The following is a 22861-nucleotide window of genomic DNA, read 5'->3' on the forward strand; positions in this document are numbered from 1 at the left end:
ACGTTGGAGTTACAAATGCTTCATCAGATCCTATAAAAATATCAAATGTTTCATTTACATTCTAATATTAATTTAATTTACATATTTACTATCTAAACATATTTAATTTTTTTATTTATGGGTTCAGACTTTAATACAAATTATAGTAATCAAAAATAAAAAAGCAAATTGTAATTAATAGACAAATCACTATTTTTCGATAATTTAATCGCTTAATTCATTTAAAAAAGCTACCATATATTACAGTGGTAGCTTTTTTATTGCAAAAATTCATTATTTGCAATATCTGTCAAGCTAAGGGTAGGTGGTGGATTACAAGATCCATCCGATAAATTTTTGATTTCAAGTATTAAGCATAATATCTAATGAAATTAATTACGCTAACTTATTATCTTAAATAACCCTCTTTTCAAAAAAATCCGCAAACTCAGGTATAATTAAAAATAAGGGTAGCAATTAAGCTACCCATGTTTACTCTCTACATTCATTCGGCAATTTATCTTCTCTTATTCCCTTTAATACTGGTTGCCTTAAACTGCCCTTATCATTCGGCATATACTCTACTGTACATACTAGGGTAGGCTCTATCCAAACTCCATATTCATTATTAGAACCACTAGATACGTACTTAATTAGTGGATTAAACCAATTAATAAAAATATTATTTAAGTCTAAGTTTTTGTCTTTTGCTAATTATATGTGCTTCCATAGACTTCGCAGCTTCAATTGGATCATCTCCTAAAGCTACTTTCCCCCCTGTTAATCCCTCAACATCTTCAGTAAGAAGTTTTACTAATTTAGGAGCACCAGTAACAAACGGAGTAGGAGATAAGTGTGTATATGCCCCATATGCTACAGCAAATATCCCATCTATAGTAGCCTTTTGTTCCATCCACTCTGGAGCAGTAACTGCTATAGGAAGGTCTGGTATATCAACTTCAAGATGATCTGCTAATGCCGTAACAAGCATTGATATTCTACCTGTATCGGTACAAGTACCAAAACTTAGTACTGGAGGTATTTTAAGCATATTACATATTTCTTTTAAACCATCTCCTGCATATTTATCTACAGAATCTAAGTTACATAATCCTGCTACTTCAAGAGCATGATTACCACAACCTCCAGCTACTACTAATATATCTTTTTTTATTAACTCTTTTGTTATATTAACTGTATTCCAGTCTTGAGGCCCATTTCTTAATGTAGAACAGTTTGCAAGTGCAACGATACCTTTTACTTTCCCTGAAGCTATTACATCAACTAATGGATCAATTTTATTTCCAAGAGCACTTAAAACAGCTTCTGTTGAAAATCCTGCTATTGCCTTTGTAACATGTTTAGGCACCATAGGCTCTATTTTACCATGTCTTTTCTTAAAGTTATCTATTGCTATTTCGATTAAATTATCTGACATTTCATTAGCCTTTTCAGGATAATACGGAATTTTATGTTCTGTACCAGGTACACCTATTATTGTGCTTATGCTAACTAATGCAACTTGATATTTTTCAGCATATTGATCTATGGCTGGTGGCGAACAGTTTTCATCCATAGCAATTGCATCTACCGTTCCTGTAGCTAGGAGTGGCTCTATAGCCAACCAATTGCCCATAAGACCTACGAAAACATCGTCTACTTCATATCTTTGTAATAACTCTTGTCCTGTTTCTATAGAACCAACTACCCTAATACCTTTAGCTCCTGCTGCTATAGCCTTATCTTTATATTCACCTCTTCTAAGTTTTTCTATAGTAAGTGCTCCCACCCAAGGTTGATGCCCATTAAAAACTATATTTACATAGTCGGGATCCATTATGCCTAAGTCAACATTAACTTCATGAGGCATAGGAGTTCCAAATAATATATCTTGCACCATTTCAAGTCCTATTTGTGCTGTGTATATAGTGGATAGTCCTAATCTAAGTGCTTTTGTAGCAAGTGATACATAATCACCATCTACATTTGTTAAACAGCTTGCAATTGTGTTTTCTACTTCATGTTGAACACCAGAAGGATAAATATGAAGCTCTTTCCATACTGGTTTTCTTTTTTGCGGGGCAAAAACTTCTGTCATTATACTAGGTTGATCAGGGCCTACTTTCATTTCTTTGTCAAGTAAATCAGCTAATTGAACAGCAAGTTTATTGATGTCTTGATTAGCATCAATTCCAACTTTTTCACACATCCACTTTAATTTAGATTCATCTTTTATTTTAAATGGTGATTTTCCTTCTCCAGTAGATCTAAGTGTTCTAAAGGCTTCGAATGCATGATGTCCATACGTAGCTGCACCCATTATGTTTCTCATAAGGAAATTTCTCATAGCCATTGCATCTGCTCCGATACCACAAACTCCTTTATCAACTCCTGTTTTTTCATTAATTCTACAAGGGCCATGTGTACATAATTGACAACTTAAGCCTTGAAGACAAAACTTACATCTTATTTTTTCTTGTGGTTCCCATCTAGAAAAGACACTCGAAAGTCCGTCAGTTTGTATTCTCTTTAACATTTCCTCGACTGAGTCATGATAACTAACTCGTCCTTGAAATCTTTCTCTAATTGTATCGCTCATATTTTTATATAACTCCTTCCTAAATTTACAGTTTGTCTTTTATTATCTACATATAAAATACATATTATTCTAAATTTGTATTTTATATATAGAAAGAAAATTAATTAGTCATGAAGATTACTTATAGCTTTTTTTACATTTTTAACTTAAGAATTCCTTTTTGTTCTATAAAAATATAAAATTCGATCATTTATACTATATTGTAACAATTTTTTATAAGAAAAATATTATATATTAGATAGATTTCCTATCAATAAAAATAAAGGAGGTATTTGCATTGAGCTATAATTATAAAAATACTGATTGTAATTGTTCTGATTGTTGTGATTCTCAAACTGGGTCATATAACAAATCATTAGCAAGACCATATGTTAAAAGACAAGTATATGATGAGTTATATAGATTTTCACTAGCTTTAAGTTTAGGAACTATATTTCCAGAATTAGATTTATGGGACTCTGATTTATATAACAAGGATCAATACATCACACCTAATAAGTACTATGGAGGTTGTTGTAATGGAAAATAAAAATTGTACTAGACAAGAACTTTTAACTAAAATAAGTGAAACAGGATTTGCAGCTGTTGATATGAATTTATATTTAGATAATAACCCATATGATAGAGATGCATTAAACACATATAACAATATTAGTTATAACTTTACACAAGCTATATTAGATTACGAGCATATATATGGTCCGTTGACTAACTTCGGTTACAGCCTAAGTGATCCAGAATGGCAATGGATTGATGAACCATGGCCTTGGGAAAGAGAATTTTATGAATAAAAGAAAAATTGGAGGAATTAAAAATGTGGATATATCAAAAAACTCTACAACATCCTGTGAATCTTAAAAGAAAAGATCCACAAATGGCTAAATTTTTATTAACACAATTTGGTGGACCAAATGGTGAATTATCAGCTGCTCTTAGATATTTAAGTCAGAGATATACAATGCCAACTGGAAAATCAAAAGGACTTCTAACGGATATAGGAACTGAAGAACTTGCTCATGTTGAAATTATATCTTCTATGATTTACCAACTAACTTCTGATGCAACTCCTGATGAGTTAGAAGCTGCAGGTTTTGGAACTAATTATGCACAAAATGGATATGGTATATATCCATCAGATTCACACGGAGTTCCATATACAACGGCATATATATCTGTTATGGGTAACCCTATAACTGATTTGCATGAAGATATGGCAGCCGAACAAAAAGCATTATCAACATATTATCAATTAACAAATTTAACTGATGATGTTGATATAAAAGAAATTTTAAGATTCCTAGGACAAAGGGAGTTAGTTCACTATCAAAGATTTGGTGAGGCTTTGATGGATATTTATGATTATGAAGAGTGTCAAAGAATCTTCTAGTCCATAAGCAACAATGACAGGATAATTATGATATAAATCAAAGTTATTTTTATGAATGAGTGGATTTCACAACTATTTAATTGAATTCTCCATATTTAACCTATGATTTGGATAAATTTTTTATTTGTGAGATTCAATTATTACTAAAATCGTATAGTATATATAAGGATAGCATTTTGCTATCCTTATTTACCTATATAATTGTTTAAAATGTTCATATATTACACTTATTTCATAAAATACTTCGTAATCAATTCCTATTTAAGTTATTATTGTGAGTTTCATTGTATTGTTAAGATTGATTTGTGTATACCTCTACATTAGTAAAAAAAGAGCCTATGTATTAATTTACAAGGCTCTTTTTCGTTTGCAAAAATTACAATAATATGAGAAAAGTTCAATTCCAGTATACCATTTCCTCGGATATATTTAAATAGAAAAATCAATTATCAATAAAATCACTGGTTCACAAATTGTATAAATACTGCATATTATATAGCGAACAATAAAATTTTCAATAAACAATTCCTTTTAAAATTTATTATGAGGTTCATTCTGCCCATGTAGAAAATATATTAATTTAAATGCCATCTTATTATAGTTAAGTTGGCATTTTTTTGTTTAATTAAGATTCTTATATTTTACATAAAAAACTACCTACAATTAAGCAGGTAGTTTCGCAATAAACAGTTATATCCATTTTTGTTTTAACTCTATCCGTTATCTTATTTATAATTTCCATAAAATAGAATATTAAATACAGTAATAATAATTGATACAAGTTTAAAAATCCATTCTAGCAGATGATTTCATACATATCTACTAGAATGGATTTACTAAAATCTAATACTGTTATATAGTATCCTCTGTAATATCTAAAGGTATTATAAGCAATCTACTATACAGTTGTGCCAGTAGTTGTGCCAGTAGTTGTACAAGTTGTACAAGTTGTAGCTTGTGTATCTCCAAAACATTGTGCAGGTGGTAATGTAGGGCAAACTCCAGATATTGGAGCACATTGTTTTGGTATGCAGAAACCATAGCTAGGAACAAGTAATTGAACGTCTAAAGTACTCTTTATAACTATACAAGCTTGAATATCACAAGAAATAGTCGCAACGCCACCAACTAAAGCTGTTACTACACAGTTGCAGCCTACTATAGTACTTCCTTCACAACTAACGTCAACTCCTGCTGGAGCACATAATCTAACTTGTTTAGCAAAAACAAAGCTGCTAGCAAATGTTAGAGTATCATCAATTGGATTAGTTAATATTAATGGTACTGTAATTACTAGAGTTACATTATAGTAACCATCTCCAACAGGAACACGAGGTCCAGATTCTACGCAGGTAATTCCTGTTACTGTATCAAGTGCACAGTTAACTAGATCTCCTACGGCTAAACCTGCTGAAAAAACAGCAGTAGTTACTATATTTTGATTTCTATTATCAACTTGGTAACAGCTATCATAAACCTTTTCTACAGTTATACATTCTATTCTATCTGGTGGTGGACATTGTGGTAATCCTGTTTCTGGGTTAATTGGGCATAAACCTGGTTGTATTGCTTGTTTTAAATTTGGCATATTGTAAAAAACCTCCTATATACTTTTAATTTCCAGAAGCAAATTTTGTTGCTTCTTGATATATTGTATTGTAAACAGTCTAAAATTGTTACAAATCAGAATATTTTTCTATAAAATGTATATTAAAAAATATGATGAGGTTGGATAATAGAATAACATATCAAGAAAAATACATTTTGTATCAATATTAAAATAATTATTACTACCAATTAAAAATAGAACATTGCGTGAAATTAATATATACAGAAAGCATTCTAGATTTAACACAGTTTTTTTATAATTAACATACTATATAATATAAAAACAAAAAATTGGGGTGATATAACCATGGGTAGTATTATGTTGAATAAAAATAAAATCATGGATTTTAATGATAATGATAAAGAATATTTAATTGATTATTGTAGTACGATGGGAGTTAAATATATTGTAGATAATGAAGATATTGTGCTGTTTCCAAGATTATTTGAAAAAACATTAATATTAAAAGATATAACTAATAATAAAGAAGAAAGAAAATTAGTTGAATCAATAAAAAATATACTAATAAATGAAGGTGCTACAGTAATCAGTGATGAAAGCTTTATTGATAAAGCTTCTCTTGAATATATTGATGTGCAATTATCTATTGTTATTTCTTTTGAAGATAGCTATAAAGATTTAACAATATATAAATCATCTTATAATAAGGAAACAAGCACTTTGGTAGCAAAACAGCTTCTTAAACAAATAATTCTTTCAAAGAAATTTATAACTTACAAGATAGCTAATATGTGGAATAAATTAAAGAAAATAAAATACTGGACTTATTTATTTGGTAATTCTACTTCAACACTAATACTAGAAATATCAAGGTCTGCTTTATGTGAAGATTTTTCAAGCGATTTTGAGGACATTTTAGTAAAAAGCATTATTGAAGAACTTGGTGATAAGCCGTCTTATGAAAAAGTAGAAGAATTTATCTGTAAATCTTGTGAAAAAGTAGAAGAACTTATTTGCAAATTAAAATCTTATAAAAACCAATTAAATGAACTAAATCAGTCTTATACAAATAATGTAAAATTTGAGAATATAGAAAATACTGAAGACAAAGAATCCATATCAAATGATGAAGAAAAAAAATCCTTATCAGAGGATGAAGAAAAAGATTATAATGATAATAAAAAGTTAGAAGAAAAAACGGATAAAGAAAAAGATAAAGCTAAATCTAAAAAGATATATTTACCTAACATACCAATAGACAATATTAACCAAGCAGATTTAAACCACCAAATTCAATATCCTATAATGTATCCAGGGGAAGGTCCTGTACACGAATTTCAAAGACCAAAATTAGAAAACAAAAAATCAGAAGTACAAGCTGATACTATAAAAAAGATAAGAGATGAAGACGAGGAGGAGAAATAACTTTTTTTAATAAGCCCTTTCACCCCCCTTATCTAAGTTTACCTATGATTACTTAAAATTTTTTTATTCATATACATTTAATTAAATTGTATACTGTTTAGTGCAATAGGTGTGTTTTTAATTTACACACCTAATAACTATTTTTTAAAATCATTCTCTTTTTTTGATTTTTACGTCACCTCAAACAATCAGTATACACTTAACTTATATTTATACATATATTGTATTAGTGGGAATAATTAATCCACTATAAATAATCTACAGTTTTATAAGTTTCTTTAAATGTTTATAAATGTTTCCTTTTAATCTTTATATAGATATAGTGATTTAGAGCATGCCATCTTAATAATATAGTAGGTGGCATGTTTTACGTTTTTCAATATGCTCTCAACTATTCTAAATACTAATTTTCTCATCTCAGCAATTAAATTGACTTAATATATCAAAATTATAATATAAATAGAGTAGCTATTACGCTAATCTTCTTTATTCTCTACATTCTTTGGCTAATTTATCTTCTCTTATTCCTTTTAATACTGAAGAATTTTTATTATATCACCGATAAAACCTCTTAAAAAGAAGGAATTATTAAAAATTTGTAGAAGTATATTTCTGAATTATTCTTTCGACAATTCGATCAGCGTTTAGAGCCATACGGAGTGACGACCCTGTGGCTCTTTTTTTCCCATTATCGCTGCTTTTTCTATGCCTCTTCTTCTATCATTGTATCGCAGAAAGCAGTATGTTAAAATTGATTTGTGTATACCTCTACATTAATAAATGAAAAAGAGACTATGTATTAATTTACATGGCTCTTTTTCTCTTGAATATAATAATATTTTAAAATTGTTGAAAAGACTACTCTGTTATATCATTATTTCGTTTATATATAAATAAAAAACACCCGCTTGGACTACGGATGTTTTTCGATTAGTATGTGGAAGATTGTTTTATTTAAAACTATTCTCGTTTTCATATAACATATTATACTAATACTGCATATTATATAGTGAGCAATAAATTTCAATAATCATTTCCTTTTAAATTTATTATGAGGTTCATTCTGCCCATGCGGAAAATATAGTAATTTAAATACCATCTTATTATTGTTAAGATGGTATTTTTTATTAACATTGGTTTGATTTTTTCATCGAATATATCCATATAATCACCTCTTGGGTTAGTATTGTCAATGGTGGGTTATTTTAAGCAATTATTTAATAAGTATCTAAAATATTATTCAACACATATATCTATAGTAAAACAATTAGGAGGTTTATAATGTATAGAAAAACTTTTCGGGATGCTTTAGATCAGGATACTATAAATATGATTGGTGAAGCTATAATATCTAAGGAAAGAAATCTACAATATTATCAGTGGGTATTTGACAATATTAGATTAATGGATCTTTCTCCTATACCTAATCTTACTACCACCCAAGTAAGTGGATTAATAACACTTTTACAATCTATAATAGATGATGAATTAAAACACACTTCATTACTGCAAAATTTATATTTTCGTCTTACAGGTAATTATACACCGTTATACACGGGAACCTTTGTACCACCTAAAGGTTTTATATCGGCATTAAAGTACGCTCTTGAAGAAAATTTAGTATCAATTGAAAGACTTAAGTTGATAATGAACAAACTACAGGATCCTGATTATAAAGAATTGATTTCTAGTATCATAACTGATGAACTTAATCATACAAACACGTATTATTCACTGCTTCATCAATTTGAAATACACAATAACAATAAACAAGGGTAGCAATTAAGCTACCCTTGTTCTGTTTACATATATTTTCTACCATCCAGTCACTCAACCACTTTTCTATAAGTCTCTTTAAAGTCATTACCTACGAATATATCCATACTATCATCTCTCAGTTAAAGTATTGGGGTTTATCTAATCCTTTGCTTGCTCCACCACCTATAACGTAAGCATCCCTGCACATATAACTCTTGTAATCTGCTATATCTACTATAGTTTTACTAGATCGTACTTCTTGCCATTTATACGAGGTAGTTTATAAGTTCTTTCCTGACTCTTACTTGTGAATTGCCTCTCAGGACAGATTATAACATCTACTGTGCAACCTACAGCTCTAAGTATTTTCGCTAAGAAATCAGATAACATTTTGCAATATTGATATTCGTTTACTACTCCGTTTTCAATAGTACATAATCCACTTTTTAATATACAATGTCCTACAGTTATTGCTATTCTCATCTTTATTCATCCGTTCTATCTGTGAATTTATCAAGTTTTTGTTCAATTCTTCCATTGCCTTGCTCGACATTCTCAACTCTATAACTTAAAGTCTGTATGCTTTCTGCATATTGTTTTGATGTCTCTGTAAATGTCTCTACACTCTCTCTATATAAATCCCTATCTTGCTTCTTTTCATCTAACGTATTTTTAAATAATACATACGCTACTATACCTACTGCACCAATGTTTACGAATTGTGCAACGAAATCTTCCATAAATACCTCCGGTTTTAAAAATTATGTATAATAATCTACCCCATTTATTGCGATAAAAAACACCCACACTTTGTAGATATTTAAGTGAATTCCATTTTAATTTGAATAATTTAACATAAAAAAACACCACATAAAGCGGTGCTTTTTTATAGACGATTTAGTGATTATTCTAGTACTAAACATTTTAAGGCAGTAATGTATTTAGTACTAATATAAGTATATTAACAATACCTATACCTATAGTTAATACCATTTTGTGTAAAAATAACTACATAAGGTAACAGAGCCTTATCGTGTAAATATAAACGCAAGAGAAGTACTGATAAATTAAATCTCAAACTATTATATGCATTAATTAAAATTACATACCCAAAACACCTAATCTTCAATGTTATTATAATTAAACTAAAATCGTTTATATACATAGAAAAGCACCTACAGATGTAGATGCCTTTGCCAGTAAATACAAAAATCTAATTAGTACTATATACACTTAGGATGTGATGTATAAGCACTATATATTATATTAAATATACCTTTGATTTATTCCTATTATTATTATTTTAAAAGAAAAAACACCTCTATCCTGAGGTGAATTATTTAATGAGATATAATTATTTCGATTATATCAAGGTGTTTTTTCTAAGCCATGTTTAGGAGAAATTATTTAACCCAATTGAACTAATATTATTATATTCATTTTCATTTTGATTACTTTTTATACATTAAAAAAGACTACTTAGTACAATTGATAATGATTGTCTTTATCGTAACAATAGAACAAAAAGTATAACTTGTCAAATATTAATATTTATTAAATAAACATTAATAAGAATCTAACTTCTATATAAACTAATGAAATTCATCGTTCAACTAATTATAATTATTGGGTTATTCTACACTATCATATAATAGATATATCTCCCATATAAATATTTTAGTGGTATATTAAATCTATAAATCATCTAAAGCTCTTCTTAATACAAATTTATTTAATTATCTATTTATTCCTTTTTTATATTGTGGATATAGTAAATCAATATGCCACCTTTTTAATTCAATAATGTGGCATATTTTTTAATCATCATATTTATATATAATAGGATTGGGGTGATTAAAATGAGCAATCCTTTACTCTTGAATAATTAATCTATTTGTGCTATTCTCGTGATATTGACATTCATTCTCAAAGAATAAATAATAAAATAAGGAGAGTATTCATATGAAAAAAGCAATAATATTACCAGCTATGATTATTTTTACAATGACATCCTCAAGTTTATCTTTTGCAGATACAAATTCAATTAATAAAAATTATTACGTAAAACCAGTTGAGATTGACGCAATGACAAAAGCTACATTTAATCCTGGCTCTGGTACTGAGGGTTTTAATGGCGGATACGAAGATTCAGATGAAGATAACACCCCTAAAATAGAAAATATCGATGAAAGTAAGATAAAAACAATTATTGACAATGAATTTGTAGAAGAGTCTATTTTTCAAAATGAAACTGGCCATTTAATACTAACAATAAACGAGGACAAGTTAAATGGTGATTTCAAAAATGCAATCAGTCATATTGGAATTAATAATACAAAATATGAGCATTCTGATGTTAGTATAGATAAAGCCTCTTGGTTTGATATATATATTCCCTATAAATTCTTGATAGAAGGTAATAATAATATTTACTTCTATCTAAATGATAATGTATATAAGTATCCTATAGCAACACCAAAAGATTTTTCTGACTTAAAGTTAACTCCAGATCTATCTGCAAGTGAGATGGGAGAAGGTGAAGGATGTGTACTTAAGTTAAAAGCTAAAAACTTAAATGCAGATGAGTGGATTAATTCATTGAAAAAGGAACATCTAACTATTGTAAATAGAAGTTTTGGAACAAATGTAAGACCTGAAAGTTATAAGTTGGATGTAGATAAGAAGAATAATGAAATTACTATATCTTTTTTAGAAACAACTTATCAATTCGATATATATCAAATGGAATTTAGAGTTCCTGGTTTTATTGATGAATATAAAGTGATTTCTCCATTACTTCATCCACCAAAATTATATGGAAAATTTAATGAAAATGGAAATTTAAATTATACAATTACAACTGAGGAACGTGAAGAATCCTACTTGACAAAATATATGACTAAAATATTATTATTTGATTCGGAGAATAAAAAAACTACTCTTGAAAAAGGTATTGATTATAATATAAATAGAGATAAGTTAGAAATTAAACCGAGTCTTTTTAAACAAGGTGAAAAATACACTATTAAAATAAAAGCAAGTTCTTATATTTCAGGACAATTAGACTTGACTGTACCTAATATAGATTTATCTGTTAAAGAAAGCCCTAGTTTTGATTTAGACTATATAGAGCAAGGCCAAGATTTAGAAATAAAACATATTGATAATATCGATTGGTTAAACAATATAACTAAAATAAGTATTTTCGATCCAAGAGGTTTTGAAAAAACATCAAATTATTCAATCAAAGATAACAAGCTAATCATAGATAAGGAATGTTTCTTAGATAGACAAGGTAAATATACTTTAGAGATTGAATCAAAAGGATATACGGATCTTAAAAAGAGTATTCAGTCGAAAAAATTTGCAGATGCAAATATAAGTATAAAATATGAAGACCTTATTATAGCATTTAAAAATAAAAATAAAGAAAGTCTTTACGATATTGTTGATAAAAACCTTTCAATAAAGATAAATGGAAAAATAGTTGATTATAATGACTCTTTCACAGCTGAAGTATCTAAAAAAGAATTAATTATAGGTGAAAACATAATGGAGATTAGTCACCCAAATTACATAGATATAAGAAAGAAAATTGATTATACAGGCGACGACAATCTAACTGTAAGCAATATAGAATATAAGATAGATAAAACAGAGTTAGAAAAAATAATAAATAATGCAAATTCATTAAAACCATCTGAAGGAAAGATTTTTTCAAAGAAATCAAAAAAAATCTTTGACAATGCCCTTTCTAATGCAAAAGATGTATCAAGAAAAAATTCATCTACTCAAGATGAGATAAATAGCACAATAAAAGACCTTGAAACTGCAATGGATAATTTAGTTGAAGTGAATGATGTAAATAAAGAAAATCTAATTAAGGTTATGGAAGAAGCAAAATCTAAAAAACCTTCAAAAAATAAAGAATTTACAGCAACAAGTAAAAAAGCCTTGGATGAAGCTCTTAAGAAAGCAAATAATATAGTATCAAAAGAGGATACTACTCAGGAAGAAATAGATAGTGTTATAGTTATACTAGAGGAAGCTATATTAAAATTAGAGGAAAAAGACATACATAATAATTCCGGTGGTTCCAGTAATACACAATTTAACAAAAAAGACATTGTAATTATTGGTGGGACAAATAGCATTAATAATGATTTTGAAAATGGGTTATCGAAACACAATGTATCAAGAATAGCTGGTAATGACAGATATCAAACATCTGTTGAGGTAAGTAAAAAATTCAAGAATGCAGATGTTGCCATAATAGCTAATGGTGAAAATTATACCGATGTAATGTCATCAACACCTTTAGCAGATAACCTAAAAGCTCCTCTGCTACTTACAAAACAAAATAATATTACAAAAGAAGTAGAGAATGAATTACAGCGACTTAATGTAAAGAATGTAATTATTATAGGAGGTAGCTCATCTATTTCTAAGGATATTGAAAACGTATTAAAAAATTACAATATAGATAGGATTGGTGGAACAGATAGATATGAAACTTCTGCATTAATAGCACAAAAAATTGCTGATTCCAAAAGTTATACTAAAAAAGCTATTTTAGTTGATGGAACTAATTTTCCTGATGCAATAAGTATGTCTGCTATGGCAGTTAAAGAAAAAATGCCTATCTTATTGACAACACCAGATTCATTATCAAATGAAACTGCCAAAACTATAAAAGATTTAGAAATTAAAGACATAACGATAGGTGGAGGTTCTAAATCAGTATCTGAAACAATAGAGAAGAATTTAAAGAATACTCATACTGTAAAGAGAGTAGCTGGAGTAGATAGATATGAAACGTCTTATCTTGTAGCAAAACATATTTCTCCTAACTTTAAAAATATTGTAGTAACTACAGGAGAAAACTATCCGGATGCACTAGTAGGCTCTGTATTTGCTACACAAAACAATCGATCTCTTCTTATTTCTAATAATGAAAGATTAGAAGGATTCTTAAAAAATATTAAATAATATAAATGAAATTGCATTATTAACAGTATTTCACTTTTGATAATCAATTAAAAAGATATTAATAATCGTAATACTCAAAAAAGGGTAGCAAATTAGCTACCCTTTTACTATCTACATTAATTTCTATTTTCCAACCACTCAACCACTTTTCTATATGTATCTATGATAATTCAACCTAATTAGTAATAATTACCATCTATCTAGTTATATTGCCCAGATCTATCCATTTCCTTAACAGTCTTCTATAATAACTTCTTACGTTCTAACAAAGGTAAATCTGTTACTAAATTATCTTTATAATAAATAATATCGTGCAATAAAAAATACAGGATATTTTTAGCTGATAGTTGAATTTTAAAGAGATCGCTTAATAAAATCCTTCTTTGCAATTCGTAGAAGTCTGGTACTCCATTGTTCATCGCTAAGTTCATGGCATTTTTTCAAATTATAATTAAATAATTAATTAAATTTTCTTTAAATTTATATCATATAAAGAAATATGAAAGAAGAAATACCCCACTACTCTTTACATTACTTTTCTATTTTACATTAGGTTGGTATACAAACACTATAATCTTAAAATATTTGAATTGAATTTATTTTTATAAATTTGATTGCTCTACCAATATTATGAATATCAGAAAATAGAAGTGCAATTCAGGAAACGAGTATAATATATGTTATCAATTATATTACAAAACTGTATAATTTTGGGGTGATCTGGAAATATTAAAAAAGAAAGGAGTGTATCATATGAATCTATCTGAAAGCATTACAAAAGAGAATCTTTTACGAGCATTTGCAGGAGAATGCCAAGCATGGAGAAGATATCAATTCGCAGCGGAAATTGCTAAAGAACAGAATCTTCAGGTTCTTTATTTTTTATTTAATTATACGTCTGAACAGGAAAAAGAGCATGCAGAAGTATTTTACAATCATTTAAAAGAATTTACAGGTCAGGGGATTTCCATTAATTCAGATTATCCTATAGACAATACAAATGATATCATGGAACTTTTAAGACTTTCGTCAGAACACGAAGAAGCCGAACATACCACAATATATAAGGAATTTGGAGATAAAGCACAGGAAGAAGGATTTACAGCAATTGCAAACTCTTTTCATCAGATTGCTGCAATCGAACAAACTCACAGTATTAGATTTAAACATTATATGTCTCTAATGCAGGGCGGAAAACTGTTTACAAGCTATACCCCTGTAGATTTCATCTGTCTAAACTGTGGTCATATCCATCATGGAACCTCAGCTCCACAAAGCTGTCCTGTATGTAGCCATGATCAGGGTTATTTTATACGTCGTACATCTTCTCCGTTTGAGAATTAGAATTAATAATCGCATAAGATGTAATCAAGTTGAAATTAATACATTTTAGTTGGCTTGTTAAATAATCAAAGGGATAGGCTCATAGTGACCCTATTAATATCTAGTTTCTATAGTTAATCAACTTTTATTTAATACTTCTCATGGTATTTTATATTTTATTACTACTATGGCAAACAAATTGGTACACATTTAGTTTATGTGTACCAATTTATTATATGTTTAATAACACTTTCCTTTTTTGTCATATTCGTCCTTTGTTATTGCTCTCATATCTTTTAAATGTGCTAACTCTTTTTCATCTTCTCTATTGGTTATAACTCCTATAATGATAATTAGAATACCCCAAGATTCCTATTGCAATAGTCGAGTATATAATGATTTCCCCCTTAACAAAATATCTCTTATTTATCGGTTATAGCTTTAATTTAACTTATAAAAGTTGGTTAATTGATGATTATTAAAATTTGTATAAAAATATTTTAGGGTTTCTGAAGAGGTATCTTGATTTACTTCTTCTAAAACTCCTTCTTTTGAATTAAATCAATGGTAAAACATACCAAAATACTCCGTTCGTTGGCTTGTGTGTAGATATCTTTTTCAGAAGTATATTCATAAAGCCTTTCTCAAAATAAAGCTTTGCAGAGATATACAATAACTTTTATAATTGTAACTTTACAGAGTATTGCTCCTTCAAGCTAGTTTTAAATACTTTGTCCAAAAATCCTGCTTCAAGTCTTATACATCTTAGAATTTGAACACTCTTAATCAATAAGCTTGGCCGACCTGTGGCAGTAAAGCTGTCTGTCCTTCATTGTGGGACAAGTAGTGTCAATAAAACCTCTTTAGGAGTAACTTCTACTTCCATGTTAATGAAACTGATTTAAAAAAATTATAAACATTTAAACTTGCATTTCTGAATAATAAATACCTATAAGTTATAGTATTTATATCGATATTATCAATTGGCATCAAAATAATATCTAATATATAATTAAATTTGACAAATATCGATATAAATTTAATAGTTTTTTATTAATATAATTGTTATTCAAGAAAGGAAAACGTTATGATAAGTATTAAAAATTTAAATAAAAGGTTTGGTGACTTAGTTGTTCTTAAAGATATAACTTTAGATATAAAAGAAGGTGAAGTTGTTGCTTTGATAGGTCCATCTGGTACAGGTAAATCCACATTACTTAGATGCTTAAATTATTTAACTGAACCTACGGAAGGTGTAATAACTATTGATGGATTTACTATCGATGTTAAAACTGCAACAAAAAAAGATATCTATAATCTACGAAAAAAAACCGCAATGGTATTTCAAAATTACAATCTATTAAACAATAAAACTGCATTACAAAATATTATGGAACCGATGATTACCGTGCAGAAAAAACCTAAAAAAGAATCAGAAAAAACGGCTTTAGATATATTAGATAAAGTAGGCTTATTAGATAAAAAAAATGCTTATCCTAGAGAAATGTCTGGCGGTCAGCAACAAAGAATAGGAATTGCAAGGGCTATGGCAGTATCAGCGAAAGTAATATTATTTGACGAGCCAACATCTTCTCTTGATCCTGAATTGGTAGGAGAAGTATTAAATGTAATAAAAAAATTAGCAGAATCAAACAAAACAACTATGATAATTGTTACTCATGAAATGAAATTTGCAAAAGAAGTTGCAGACCGAATGATTTTTCTTGAAAATGGATTAGTAGCCGGCATGGGTACTCCCAAGGAGATATTTGAAAATTGTAAAAACGAGAGAATTAGAAAATTTGTTAATACAATAAATGGCATAGAATAGAAAGGATATTTTATATGAATTTTAATTTTGAATGGTTTTTTAATTTATTTCCAATAGTTTTACCTTCTTTAAAGATGACTATTGGAATTTCGTTATTATCTTTAATTTTTACTTTGTTTTTATCTATCATTATATCTATTTTCAGGTATTATAGGGTACCGGTTATAAACCGTTTATTTGGATATTACATAACATTTTTTAGAGCAACACCATTAGTTGCTCAGTTATTTATCCTTTATTTTGGATTACCTACTGTAATAGTCTCATTGCAATCAATGTCTGCTTTCCAAGCAACTATTATTGCATTAACTCTTAATACATCAGCATTTATGGCAGAAAACTTTAGGGCTGCATTGGAATCGGTAAATAAAGGACAACTTGAAGCTTGTTATTCCATGGGAATGACAAAATATCAAACTATGATAAGGGCTGTATTACCTCAAGCATTTGTAGTAGCTTTGCCTTCCATCGGGAATCAGTTTATTGGAATAATAAAGGGCTCTGCGCTTGGATTTACAGTTGGTTTGGCAGATATTATGTCTGCAGCAAAAATTGAAGCAGCATTAAGTACACGTTTTTTTGAAGCATATTTATGTGTAACAATTATTTATTTGATACTAGTTGTCTTAGTAGAGAAAGTTCAAAATGTATTAGAAAATTATGTGGCAAAATTATATTAAGTATATAAATAAACTTTATATAAAAATAATCATTAAGGGAGAGGAACTTAATAATGAAACTTAAAAAAGTAACAGCAATTCTACTATCACTATTAATGGTTGTTGGATTTACAGCTTGCTCTAGCAATAATAACAAGGAAAAGACTGACGCAGATACTAAAGCTGAAAAACCAACTAAGATTGTAGTTGCATCTGGATCAAGTTCAGTACCTAATTCATATGTAGAAAGTGGAATTCATAAGGGGCAAGAAGCTGATATATGGAAAGAAATATCGAAGAAAACAGGACTTGAAGTAGAATTTATTACAGGGGAATTTAATTCATTATTTGGCTATTTAGATTCAGGTAAAGCAGACACTGTTGGAAACACTATTACTATAAATGAAGATCGTTTAGAAAAATACAATTTTTCTGAGGCCTATGCATATATTCCTGAAAAATTAATAGTTCATGCTGATAAAACAAATATCAAGAAATTAAAAGATATTGACGGTTTAGTTTGTGGATTTACATCAGGTTCAAATGGTAAAAATTTATTTGAACAAGTAGCTAAAGATCAAGGTATAAACATAGATGTAGTTGCTTATGACAGTGCAGAACTTTTAGATGAAGCTTTTAAACAAAAAAAGGTGGATGTTATGCTTCTTGCTGCTGGAGAAACAGCTTATAAGATAAAAGAAGGAATATTAGATGCAAGAATGGTTGAAGAAGATGTTACAGTAGGTGCCAAAGCTTATCCATTTAAAAAAGGAGATAAAAAATCTGAGGAACTTTGTAAAACAGTAACAAAAGCAATACAAGATATGAAAGACGATGGAACTCTAGCAAAGATTTATGATAAATGGTATGGAATGGATTTTTCAAATGCACCCGAAGGAGTAGAAATATTACAATAACAAATAACAAAATAGCTGTAGTTTAGAAATCTAATCTACAGCTATTTTATTTGAAAGGAGGTTTATATGAAAAAAGAAATCTTAAAATATATGAATGAAATCCAAAATAAACTTCTTGATATCAGAAGAGAGCTTCACAGTATACCTGAACTATCTATGCAAGAATATTTAACTTGTAATACCATAAAAAAATATCTAAATTCTATTGATGGAATTGAAGTTATAAGTATTGAAGGACAAACAGGATTAGTTGGTATTTTACAAGGTGAAAAAAAAGGAAGCGGTAAATGTGTAATGTTAAGAGCTGATATGGATGCACTGCCAATTACGGAATCTAATGATTGCGAATATAGATCATTAACTGAAGGTATGATGCATGCATGTGGGCATGATGCTCATATGACTTGGCTACTAGGGTCAGCTATGATTCTGTCTAAATTGAAAGAAAGATTTTCAGGCACAGTAAAATTTGTGTTTCAACCTGCTGAAGAAACTGGTGCTGGTGCAAAGTTAATGATCAGTAATGGAGTATTAGAATGTCCTTATGTTGACACTGTAATTGGAGCTCATTGCTTTCCTGAATATCAAGCTGGTAAAATTATTATACCGACTAAAACTGCCTTTTCTGCTACAAGACCATTTAGTATAATAGTTGAAGGTAAAGGTGGCCATGGTTCATGGCCGGATAAATGTATAGATCCAATAGCTGTGTCCACTCAGATATACAATGGATTACAACAAATTGTATCTAGAAAATTAAATCCAATGGAACCAGCTGTTCTTACTATAGGGTCTATACATGCTGGTCCTATTGATAAAGGTAACATTATACCAAATACGTGTACAATGAAAGGTACCTTACGACACATAACTAAAGAAGGTTTAGAGAGTATGATTAATAACGTAGATAGTATGGTTTACAATATAGCAAAAGCAAATGGTGCTATGGCTAATGTAGTATGGTCAAATGGAGTTAACCATGTTATTAATGATAAAGAATGCACTGAAATAATATATAATTCTACTGTTCAGCTACTAGACAGAGAGAATGTTGAGTATTCACATGAAAGTTATCTAGGTGGTGAGGATTTCTGTTTTTATTCCGAGGAAAGAAGAAGTGCATACTTTTTCGTTGGATGTGTACCTCTAGAAAATGTAGGAAAAGTTTCCCTGCATTCTTGTGACTTTTGTATATGTGAAAATATATTAAGTAAAGTATCTGGTATATTTGCTATGACGGCTGTTAATATATTAAATGGTAATAAATACCCATTTTAAATATTATAAAGAGCTAGTAATGTTAAATTATTTAGTTCTTTATAATATTAGTACCATGTTAAATTTCAACATATTTACTATAAGTATTCATTCGTATAATAATTCAGACAGCACCTCCCACTATATAATATTTAAGAGGTACCTTTATAAGCTAGTCATCAAAAGTTTTCTTATACTATATACTTTATTATAATCAAAAATCCATTTATTTTTGCTTTATTTACTCTTTGTTAAGGGAATCTATATAATTAATTGTAATATTTTTATGAAATTTTTTGATCCTAATAAGTTTATTGAATAAAATAACGCTAAGTCACTATATCAATTAATTTCATTAAATAATGTTTGCACAATTATACTTACGGCTTCTTTATTCCTATTGTGAGCTGTCCTCTTACTACAAGATATACTTTCACTTATCAACTCCCAGTCCAAATGATCTATATATCTTAGTTTAATTAATTCCTTTTGGTCAGGATTTAACTTACTCAACGCCTGTTCTAATTTATTTACTAACCTTTTCGTTCCCTCTATATCGTCATTACTAATACTGAATATATTATTATCATTTATTCCATCTATAAAAGACCTTAACTCCTTGTAATATCTTAATATATCAATTGAGAACTTCTCTATCTCTTTTGTCGCCTTGACCATAAATCCTTTATCCCCCTCGCGCGCATGATAAAAATATTTATTTATATTTAAATAGCCCCCCTCCCCGTTGCTTGGTTCCCCAAATAAACTTCCATTTGATTTAACCCGGGGGCTTTCTGTTTATGTATTATTATTTTAAATTTTAAATAACAATCAGTTGAATAACAACCAACAACCAACATGTTAATTGTTAAATAATTTTATAGTTAAATTAAACTCAAAAATTGATTATAAAATACTGGACTATTATTACTTTAAGGTGATAAATAATTTTATCACCTTATCTCTATTTGATAATTAAATCATACAAATTAGATTCATCTTCTTTAAAGGTCTTGCCTCCAAATAATTTTACGGCTATTCTTTTAACTGCATCACTTCTCTTATACTTTAATGATCTCTCACTATAAGATGTTTTATCAATTATTTCTTCCCAACTTAGACCATCTATGTATTTGTACTTGATTATTTTTTTATGTATAGGGCTTAAATTATTTATAGCATTATCTATTTTATTTATTAAACCATTTTTTCTTTCAATATCATTTTCTAGTTCCTCTATCTTACTTAAGGTCCTTATAACCTCTTCTTCTACTATTTTAGAGACTTTATTGGTTCTAGATATTTTTTCAATATCATATGTAATAGATTGTGTAGTATAATCACACTTTAATTGATCTTTAAATTTCTTTAATTCTTCTAAATGTAGTAATTGTTTTCTATACCCTTTTAACAGTTTTACTGTAAGCCCGATACAATCTTTTTCTAAATCATTAGCCATAACATCACTCCTATAATTACCTGCAATTACATTTATTTAATCGACCTTGGCTATCTATTTAAAATCTAGACAGCTCCTTTTCTCTCAACTATTTAATTTCTCTTTATAGAGTTACTCTACCCTTTATATTCCAACCTCTGTCTCCTAACTTTGAAATATGCATTATTCCTCCATTCTCGATGTCGTTTACCTTTATACCTTTTAAATACATTACACCTATCATTTCTTGCACCACCTCATAAAACTCGGATAATATTTCTTCATTTGTATCATCGTCTATTACAGCATGTACAAAATCCGAGTATACTTCACTAACTTTCCCTAACTGTTTATATATAGTTGTTTCTTTCGGTAACTCTAAAACTAACATTTTAAATCCCTCCCTATATAATATAATTAAGCCATAAACATTCTATTTTTATATCCTTGCTTTCTGTCCTAGACTCAACTTCATATTTGTTCCAATCTTTTAAATACTGCTTGTATAAATCTGAATCATAACCACTTAATATTATCTTTGATTTACTTTCATTAATTGTTTTAAGCAACTCTATATGTTCTAATTCTGTAATTTCGTTATTGTAATATTTATTAGATCTAGTCTCCAATAGATAAGGTGGATCTATGTATATCAAACAATTTTTATCGTTATATTTTTTTATTAGTTTAATCGCATCAGTATTTTCTATTTCAGCATCTTTAAGCCTTTGTGCTGCTGCTAATATATTCACTGGAAGCCTATTCCACTCATTTACTACTCGTCTATTTTTAGCAATACTTTCTTTTGGACCGGCTGTTCTTCAGCCTGGTTTATAATGTTGAACTCCGCCTCTGGCCTTATTGCTTCTTACTAGAAATCTCCTAGCCCTTTCAACACCTTCATCTATATTTAAATCTGCATTTGAATATTCTTCTCTTGCATATGGAGTTAAGTAAATTGCTGTGGCCAATTCATTTGGATTATCTCTAATGACCTTAAATAAATTTACAACATTTCCGTCTAGATCATTTATTATCTCACTATTGAGAATACAGCTCCGCTCCCGAAATATGGTTCTATATAACATTTATGATCTGGCATTAAAGAAATTATTTTACTGGCCATTCTCCATTTTGAGCCTGTCCATTTTAATACCTTCATACTCTAATCCTCCATATCCTTAATATATATTTTAGGTACTATACTCAATGTCGGTTTAAACAACCTATCTGAATTTGCTAATCTCTCATTTTGCATATCAACTGTAAAGTCAATCTCTCTAATTTCTCTATTTCCAAAACGTTTTAAAACTATATTTTTAGTTAAACAACCTTCATCAGATATGCAATAAAAAGGAAAGTTATTTTTGCTAACTTTTATAAACCCTTTAACCTTCATACTCTAAACCTCCCCATAAATCATGAGTTGCTTATTTCTATATAAATTTAAATATTCATTTATATAATCACATATCTTTTCTGTACGCTTAAATTTCATTTCAACATAAGGATGATTAAAATCTAGCATTTCCTGTGTTATTCCTAATTTATCTAAACTTATGTAAAAGTCTTCACTCCTATTGCAAATTCTCAAAGCTTCCTCTTTTGTATATACTCCAACCTTACTTAAGTCGCTATAATATCCGCTCCGATTCTTTCCCCAAAACACTAAATTATCTCGATTGAAATATCCGTATCTTAAACAGATTATTAGATATTTATTATTCAC

Annotated in this window: 24 protein-coding genes; 11 read left to right on the forward strand and 13 right to left on the reverse strand. The window is 28.8% G+C overall.

What is annotated here, in order from left to right; all coding sequences use genetic code 11:
- Positions 1-471: 471 nt before the first annotated feature.
- A complete protein-coding gene (locus KQI18_RS14590) occupies positions 472-660 on the reverse strand; it encodes a hypothetical protein (protein WP_216468146.1) in 189 nt (62 codons plus the stop codon).
- 1 nt (position 661) lies between these two features.
- The gene (gene cooS / locus KQI18_RS11455; protein WP_216468007.1) at positions 662-2578 is read right to left on the reverse strand and encodes an anaerobic carbon-monoxide dehydrogenase catalytic subunit; all 1917 of its coding nucleotides are present in this window, start codon (positions 2576-2578) and stop codon (positions 662-664) included.
- A 277-nt stretch (positions 2579-2855) separates the two neighbouring features.
- On the opposite strand from cooS, the gene KQI18_RS11460 reads away from it, so the two are divergent.
- From KQI18_RS11460 to KQI18_RS11470, 3 genes are read left to right on the forward strand one after another with little or no spacing between them, the layout of a single operon-like run.
- A complete protein-coding gene (locus KQI18_RS11460; protein WP_216468008.1) occupies positions 2856-3107 on the forward strand; it encodes a spore coat associated protein CotJA in 252 nt (83 codons plus the stop codon).
- Complete coding sequence (locus KQI18_RS11465; RefSeq protein ID WP_216468009.1) at positions 3097-3369, forward strand: spore coat protein CotJB; 273 nt, start codon at positions 3097-3099, stop codon at positions 3367-3369. The genes KQI18_RS11460 and KQI18_RS11465 overlap by 11 nt, the downstream gene beginning before the upstream one ends.
- Positions 3370-3392: 23 nt before the next feature.
- On the forward strand, positions 3393-3965 hold the full coding sequence (locus KQI18_RS11470) for a manganese catalase family protein (RefSeq protein ID WP_216468010.1): 573 nt from the start codon (positions 3393-3395) through the stop codon (positions 3963-3965).
- 898 nt (positions 3966-4863) lie between these two features.
- Here KQI18_RS11470 and KQI18_RS11475 read toward each other — a convergent pair.
- Positions 4864-5553 carry a hypothetical protein gene (locus KQI18_RS11475; protein ID WP_216468011.1) on the reverse strand — a complete coding sequence of 230 codons (690 nt, stop codon included), beginning with the start codon at positions 5551-5553 and terminating at the stop codon, positions 4864-4866.
- Positions 5554-5880: 327 nt separating this feature from the next.
- Between KQI18_RS11475 and KQI18_RS11480 the strand changes: the two genes are divergently transcribed.
- Both KQI18_RS11480 and KQI18_RS11485 read left to right on the forward strand, forming a co-directional pair.
- Positions 5881-6960, forward strand: a complete 1080-nt coding sequence (locus tag KQI18_RS11480) for a hypothetical protein (RefSeq protein WP_216468012.1) — start codon at positions 5881-5883, stop codon at positions 6958-6960.
- Between the two features lie 1281 nt (positions 6961-8241).
- Positions 8242-8739 (forward strand): ferritin-like domain-containing protein, encoded by a 498-nt coding sequence (locus KQI18_RS11485; RefSeq protein WP_216468013.1) that lies wholly within the window; start codon positions 8242-8244, stop codon positions 8737-8739.
- A gap of 213 nt (positions 8740-8952) precedes the next feature.
- On the opposite strand, the gene KQI18_RS11490 is transcribed toward KQI18_RS11485, so the two are convergent.
- Entirely contained in the window at positions 8953-9201 is a 249-nt protein-coding gene (locus tag KQI18_RS11490) for a hypothetical protein (RefSeq protein ID WP_216468014.1), read from the reverse strand.
- Positions 9202-9203: 2 nt separating this feature from the next.
- Entirely contained in the window at positions 9204-9458 is a 255-nt protein-coding gene (locus KQI18_RS11495) for a hypothetical protein (RefSeq protein WP_216468015.1), read from the reverse strand.
- 1222 nt (positions 9459-10680) lie between these two features.
- Here KQI18_RS11495 and KQI18_RS11500 point away from each other — a divergent pair.
- From KQI18_RS11500 to KQI18_RS11525, 6 genes are all read left to right on the forward strand, one after another.
- Positions 10681-13707 (forward strand): cell wall-binding repeat-containing protein, encoded by a 3027-nt coding sequence (locus KQI18_RS11500; RefSeq protein WP_216468016.1) that lies wholly within the window; start codon positions 10681-10683, stop codon positions 13705-13707.
- Positions 13708-14460: 753 nt separating this feature from the next.
- The gene (locus KQI18_RS11505; protein WP_216468017.1) at positions 14461-15051 is read left to right on the forward strand and encodes a rubrerythrin family protein; all 591 of its coding nucleotides are present in this window, start codon (positions 14461-14463) and stop codon (positions 15049-15051) included.
- Positions 15052-16117: 1066 nt separating this feature from the next.
- Positions 16118-16861, forward strand: a complete 744-nt coding sequence (locus KQI18_RS11510; protein ID WP_216468018.1) for an amino acid ABC transporter ATP-binding protein — start codon at positions 16118-16120, stop codon at positions 16859-16861.
- A gap of 14 nt (positions 16862-16875) precedes the next feature.
- The gene (locus KQI18_RS11515) at positions 16876-17541 is read left to right on the forward strand and encodes an amino acid ABC transporter permease (protein ID WP_216468019.1); all 666 of its coding nucleotides are present in this window, start codon (positions 16876-16878) and stop codon (positions 17539-17541) included.
- A 53-nt stretch (positions 17542-17594) separates the two neighbouring features.
- Positions 17595-18437, forward strand: coding sequence for a transporter substrate-binding domain-containing protein (locus tag KQI18_RS11520; RefSeq protein WP_236887751.1), 843 nt, complete (start codon positions 17595-17597; stop codon positions 18435-18437).
- A 66-nt stretch (positions 18438-18503) separates the two neighbouring features.
- The gene (locus KQI18_RS11525; protein ID WP_216468020.1) at positions 18504-19715 is read left to right on the forward strand and encodes a M20 metallopeptidase family protein; all 1212 of its coding nucleotides are present in this window, start codon (positions 18504-18506) and stop codon (positions 19713-19715) included.
- A gap of 321 nt (positions 19716-20036) precedes the next feature.
- Here the strand turns inward: KQI18_RS11525 and KQI18_RS11530 are convergent, their stop codons facing one another.
- The 8 genes from KQI18_RS11530 to KQI18_RS11565 form a co-directional block, all read right to left on the reverse strand.
- Complete coding sequence (locus KQI18_RS11530) at positions 20037-20372, reverse strand: sigma factor-like helix-turn-helix DNA-binding protein (protein WP_216468021.1); 336 nt, start codon at positions 20370-20372, stop codon at positions 20037-20039.
- A gap of 286 nt (positions 20373-20658) precedes the next feature.
- Positions 20659-21153, reverse strand: coding sequence for an RNA polymerase sigma factor (locus KQI18_RS11535; RefSeq protein WP_216468022.1), 495 nt, complete (start codon positions 21151-21153; stop codon positions 20659-20661).
- A 103-nt stretch (positions 21154-21256) separates the two neighbouring features.
- Positions 21257-21523, reverse strand: a complete 267-nt coding sequence (locus KQI18_RS11540) for a hypothetical protein (protein ID WP_216468023.1) — start codon at positions 21521-21523, stop codon at positions 21257-21259.
- Between the two features lie 13 nt (positions 21524-21536).
- Positions 21537-21884: a DNA adenine methylase gene (locus KQI18_RS11545; protein ID WP_216468024.1), complete on the reverse strand. Its 348-nt coding sequence runs from the start codon at positions 21882-21884 to the stop codon at positions 21537-21539.
- 69 nt (positions 21885-21953) lie between these two features.
- Positions 21954-22103 carry a hypothetical protein gene (locus tag KQI18_RS11550; protein ID WP_216468025.1) on the reverse strand — a complete coding sequence of 50 codons (150 nt, stop codon included), beginning with the start codon at positions 22101-22103 and terminating at the stop codon, positions 21954-21956.
- Between the two features lie 62 nt (positions 22104-22165).
- Positions 22166-22294, reverse strand: a complete 129-nt coding sequence (locus tag KQI18_RS11555; protein ID WP_216468026.1) for a DNA adenine methylase — start codon at positions 22292-22294, stop codon at positions 22166-22168.
- A gap of 3 nt (positions 22295-22297) precedes the next feature.
- Positions 22298-22531: a hypothetical protein gene (locus tag KQI18_RS11560; RefSeq protein ID WP_216468027.1), complete on the reverse strand. Its 234-nt coding sequence runs from the start codon at positions 22529-22531 to the stop codon at positions 22298-22300.
- 3 nt (positions 22532-22534) lie between these two features.
- Positions 22535-22861 (reverse strand): hypothetical protein, encoded by a 327-nt coding sequence (locus KQI18_RS11565; protein WP_216468028.1) that lies wholly within the window; start codon positions 22859-22861, stop codon positions 22535-22537.

Origin of the sequence: Metaclostridioides mangenotii (assembly GCF_018917235.1) — a bacterium.
In the GTDB taxonomy this organism is placed as follows: Bacteria; Bacillota; Clostridia; order Peptostreptococcales; family Peptostreptococcaceae; genus Metaclostridioides.